4 protein-coding genes are annotated in these 3,080 nt (G+C 44.4%); 1 reads left to right on the top strand and 3 read right to left on the bottom strand.

Going from position 1 to position 3,080, the window contains the following annotated elements:
- Nucleotides 1–3: 3 nt before the first annotated feature.
- The 3 genes from mreC to WEIDD23_RS10095 form a co-directional block, all read right to left on the bottom strand.
- Nucleotides 4–855 carry a rod shape-determining protein MreC gene (gene mreC, locus WEIDD23_RS10105; RefSeq protein ID WP_010373335.1) on the bottom strand — a complete coding sequence of 284 codons (852 nt, stop codon included), beginning with the start codon at nucleotides 853–855 and terminating at the stop codon, nucleotides 4–6.
- Nucleotides 856–928: 73 nt separating this feature from the next.
- Nucleotides 929–1,933, bottom strand: coding sequence for a rod shape-determining protein (locus tag WEIDD23_RS10100; RefSeq protein WP_010373337.1), 1,005 nt, complete (start codon nucleotides 1,931–1,933; stop codon nucleotides 929–931).
- A 211-nt stretch (nucleotides 1,934–2,144) separates the two neighbouring features.
- Nucleotides 2,145–2,579, bottom strand: coding sequence for a JAB domain-containing protein (locus WEIDD23_RS10095; RefSeq protein ID WP_010373339.1), 435 nt, complete (start codon nucleotides 2,577–2,579; stop codon nucleotides 2,145–2,147).
- A 120-nt stretch (nucleotides 2,580–2,699) separates the two neighbouring features.
- On the opposite strand from WEIDD23_RS10095, the gene WEIDD23_RS10090 reads away from it, so the two are divergent.
- Nucleotides 2,700–3,044: a VOC family protein gene (locus WEIDD23_RS10090; protein ID WP_010373341.1), complete on the top strand. Its 345-nt coding sequence runs from the start codon at nucleotides 2,700–2,702 to the stop codon at nucleotides 3,042–3,044.
- Nucleotides 3,045–3,080 lie beyond the last annotated feature (36 nt).

The following is a 3,080-nucleotide window of genomic DNA, read 5'->3' as shown; positions in this document are numbered from 1 at the left end:
TTTTTATTGTTGTGGAATTGCCACGCTGACAACAGGCACGTTATTAAAGTCTGTCGCGGGCTTAATGTAAATCTTCTTTGATAAGCCGTAGTTATCCTTACCGACACTTGCAACCTTACCGACGTACAAACCAGCCGGTGTCACACCACCCAAACCACTTGTAGTAACCAAATCACCCTTCTTAACGTCAACGTCAGATGTAATTTGTCCCATCACAATTAGATTCTTTGATTGATTGAAACTGGTAACAATACCGTCAATTACTTCACTGTTGCTGTTCGTAACCCGAATAGCAAAACGATCCGCAACTTGACTATCATCAGACAACAATTCAACCTTGGCATTTGTTGTATTAACTTGGGTGATACGACCAATCAACCCACCTGATCCCATCACTGACAAGCCCTTTTTAAGACCGGCATTCGTTCCCTTGTTGATAATCAACTGAGATTGCCAATTACTTGGTGACCGTGAAATGACGACTGCATTCACAACCTTATAGTCAGTTAACGTGCCATCAATTTTTAATTGATCTTTTAAAGCACGATTTTCAGCTTGCAATGTCTGTAACTGCACCTTAGATTGTGCCAAATCATCAATTTTCGTTGTTAACTTTTCATTTTCGTTATACGTGTTCAGCAAATCTGTAATTGCCGCATAACTGCTACTCAATGCTTTGACGGGTGAACTTACCACACCTGACACCCATCCTGACACGTCTGACACAACACGAGTTGGCAATGCTGGCTCTTTTTGAGAACTACGTGCACGCGAACTAAGTGTAATCACACCAATCGTCACAATTGCGACAATCACTGTGACGACCAAACGGCGTGATGTAAAGATATTTTTCATCTTCCGATTGCCTTTCGTTTGATTAAAATAAACAACGCCACACCGAATGGTGCGGCGTTATCGTCTATCTTGCTTAGTTGTTCTTCAAAACATCAATTGACTTCAATGCTTCACCAGTACCAATCACAACTGCATCTAATGGCTCAGGCGCAACGAAAACAGGCACCTTCGTCGCTTCAGCAATCACTTCATCGAGGTGTTGCAACATGGCCCCACCACCCGTCAAAACGATACCGTGATCGATAACATCGGCAGCAATTTCTGGTGACGTCTCTTCCAACGTTTCCTTAATTGCAATAATGATTTCTGAAATGACATCCTTAATCGCGTCAGCAACGTCAACCGCTTCAATATCAATCGTCTTTGGCAAACCAGTTACCAAATCACGACCACGTGCAGATGTTCCTTCCGCACTCTTAGCAGCTTCAACATCAGCTGAACCGATTTCCATCTTCAAACGTTCTGCCGTTTGCTCACCAATCAGAACAGAGTACTTTTGGCGAATGTATGACATGATTGCTTCATCAATCTTGTCACCGGCCATACGAATTGAGCGTGATGACACAATGCCACCTAATGAAATTGTGGCAACATCAGTCGTTCCACCACCAAGGTCAACGACCATTGACCCTGTTGGCTCCATCACTGGCAAGCCAGCTCCGACAGCAGCCGCAAATGGTTCCTCGATGACATAGGCATCACGCGCACCAGCGACACGTGCCGCATCAATAACCGCACGGCGTTCAACAGCTGTAACGCCTGATGGCACACCAATCGTAACGTATGGCTTAGCACCGCGACCCCCCAAGGCCTTACCCAAGTAATACTTCAACATAGCAACCGTCGTCTCGTAATCGGCGATAACACCATCACGCATTGGGCGGATTGCCTTAATTGAGCCTGGTGTACGACCAAGCATATCCTTCGCAGCCGATCCAACTGCGACAACTTCATTCGTCTTTGTGTTACGAGCCACAACTGATGGCTCACGAAGCACAATTCCCTTACCTTCAATGTATACCAACGTGTTGGCAGTTCCTAAGTCGATTCCGACATTACGAGTTCCAAATGAAAACACGGCTTCTATCCCTTTTCTTTACAATATTTTATAGTTAATTTTTCTATGGCCTAACATAAAGCAGTCTGGATACGTCAGCAGTTATCACCTACCACCGTAACCAAGTCACCCTTACCAGCTGCAAAAAACAATCTCACTGTCCGGATAAACTTCAAGGAGCAGATTACTAATTGCTACGCTAAAACGCCACACTAATTTCTTATTAAGTTTATCACACCTTATCGTTTTTCGTCCATAAGTCATACAACGTTTCAACGCTTATTTCTGTCAACCAATGTTGCGACCTTAAACTCGTATAGCCACGACTTGAAATTACCATAAAGTCGAGCAAATGAAATTGCATGACACCGCTACACATTGCCAGCTGGGTCATGAGTTTACGATCCGCTTGTGAGAGCCGTAAGCTACCACTCGGATGATTATGAACCACAATAAAGCCGTAAGCATTCAATGCCACTAGGCGTCGAAAAATATCGCGTGGATGCACCGTCACACTGTCTAAGGTACCAATCGCAACCCGATTAACTTCTAGCACCCGCATTTGCGTATTGACCGCAAGTATCCAACAGGCTTCTTGTGGTGACTGCCCGAACTGTTGCACCATAGCATCACCAACTTTTTGCACCGAATCCGCAATTTCTAGCATTTGTGCACCTCCATCTAGCAATACAGACGCCCAAATCAGGGAATTCTCCATTTTCCATCGTGTACCACTCATGAGAAAGGCGTATAATAGACACACATTAATAGTCAAATGAGGTTTATTATGCGAGTTCGTAAATTTGCTCCCCTGCGCATTCCAACCACGAATGTCGCACGAGCTGTCCGTTTTTACCGTGAAGTTTTTGATTTGCCAACTGAATTTGGTGAGAATGAATCCCGGCACTTGTACTTCGATCAGCAATCAATCGTGTTTGAAGAAGATCCGGAAGCCGATCCAATTGTTGTCCAGGTCACCGTTCGTGATCACAAGGAAACCGTTGAAAATCACTTTATCAATTACTATGTCACCCAGGCCAAGCCAGCTACCGAGAGTGACGATGGTCGGCATATCATTTTCCATTTAGATGATTTTGAAGGTAACCACATCGAAGTCATTGCTAACAAATAGTTAATAGCCCCAACACGACCAAGTACGGTCATGTTG

The organism is Weissella sp. DD23, assembly GCF_001579105.1.
In the GTDB taxonomy this organism is placed as follows: Bacteria; Bacillota; Bacilli; order Lactobacillales; family Lactobacillaceae; genus Weissella; species Weissella cibaria.
Note: the sequence above shows the minus strand (reverse complement) of the source record. Positions and strands in the feature narration are given on the sequence as shown.